At 69.5% G+C, this 1,556-nt stretch carries 1 protein-coding gene; it reads right to left on the minus strand.

Features of this window, described 5'->3' with window-relative positions:
* Nucleotides 1-9: 9 nt before the first annotated feature.
* Entirely contained in the window at nucleotides 10-1,116 is a 1,107-nt protein-coding gene (locus U9980_RS00455; protein ID WP_322766201.1) for a threonine/serine dehydratase, read from the minus strand.
* Nucleotides 1,117-1,556: the final 440 nt, after the last annotated feature.

A 1,556-nucleotide genomic window follows, 5' to 3' on the forward strand; every position in this document is an offset into this window, starting at 1 on the left:
GCGGCTCGTTCAGGCTGCGGGCGTCTGCAGGGACTCGGCCGCCAGAGTCCGCACGCGGGTGGCGGTCACCTGGTCGATGTTTCCACCGGAGAGGACCACCGCGGTCGGGCCCTGCGCGAGGCCCGGATGACGTAGCAGCGCCGCAACCCCGGCGGCGCCGGCGGGCTCGACCAGTTGGCCATCGGCACGGGCAAGCAGCACCATCGCCTCCCAGAACGCCTCCTCGTCCACCGTGACCATGTCATCCACCAGATTCGAGGCGAGAGCCAGGGTCAGCGTGCCCGGACTCTTCACAGCCATGCCGTCCGCGACTGTCGTCGCCGGTACCCGCAGCCGCTGCCCGCAGCGCCAGGAGCGGGCGAATGCCGGAGCGCCCGCCGCCTGGACACCGATCACCCGCACATCGGCCCGGCGCTGGCGCAGTGCCGTGGCGATGCCCGCGATCAGCCCGCCGCCGCCGACGCTGACCAGAACCGTACGCAGCCCGGGTAGCTGCTCGATCAGCTCGAGCCCGATCGTGCCCTGACCGGCGATTACCAACGGGTCGTCGAAGGGGTGTACGAGCAGGCCACCGAGGTCGTGCGCAGCAGCCTCCGCGGCAAGCAGAGCGGCGTCGACGCCACCGGAAACGAGCTCGACGCGAGCGCCGAATCGCCGGGTTCGCGCAATCTTGGTCGTATTCGCCTCCGCCGGAACGAAGATTGTCGCGGGGACATCAAAGCGGGCCGCCGCGTAGGCCACGCCCTGGGCGTGGTTCCCAGCGCTGGCCGCGACCACGCCACGGGCGCGCACGTCAGGGTCGGCAAGGGCGATCCGGGTGAAGGCGCCACGCACCTTGAACGAGGCGGTGCGCTGTTCGTTCTCGCACTTGAACCAGACCGGCATGCCGGTCAGCCGGGACAGGTGCGTACCGCGCACTACCCGGGTGCGTCGGGCGACCTCGGCCAAGACCGCCGCGGCCCGGTCGACATCGATGTCGGCGGGATCGACGCGGGCCCGGTCGACGGCCGACCAGCCGGCGTGCTGGTCGGCTACGGGCGGGCCGGGTCTTGATGGGGCGTCGGTATCGGCATCGTCGGTGGTGGTCGGGGCCTGGGTGACGGCTGGTCGGCTCATCGCTGCTCTCCCGATGGCTCGGCGGCCACCTTCCGCAGTGGCCGCGGCAACAAAAAAGCCCCCCGCCGGAACGGCAGGAGGGCAAGGCGCGCGGACCCGGAGTGCTGGATTCGTCAGACGGGCTCGCACGCCTCAAAAATGATCATAAGATGCTGCGCCACCTTCCTAGGATGCTCGCGCATGCCGATGGTCGTCAAACCGACCATCCGTGATCGTCCTGATCCCGGCGGCCGGCCACCTGCTCGCGCGGTTGATCGATTCCGGTATCGTCCGGGCGTCGGATCGGACCGGACGCCGATCCGCACTACGCCCTGTCGTGAGGCCGGCCGGCGCCTCGTAGGGTGTCGAGTGTGCATCGTTGCCAGAACTGTCGGACGTCGAACGTATGATCGATTCACTATGAGTACCCTATTCGGTGGTCCGTACGCCGACTTCGACCA

The sequence above is a fragment of the Protofrankia sp. Cr1 genome (assembly GCF_963555865.1).
In the GTDB taxonomy this organism is placed as follows: Bacteria; Actinomycetota; Actinomycetes; order Frankiales; family Frankiaceae; genus Protofrankia.

What these genes read in the sequence shown, in the direction of transcription:
- U9980_RS00455 (WP_322766201.1), bottom strand. Translation starts at nt 1,116, where the DNA reads ATGAGCCGACCAGCCGTCACCCAGGCCCCGACCACCACCGACGATGCC.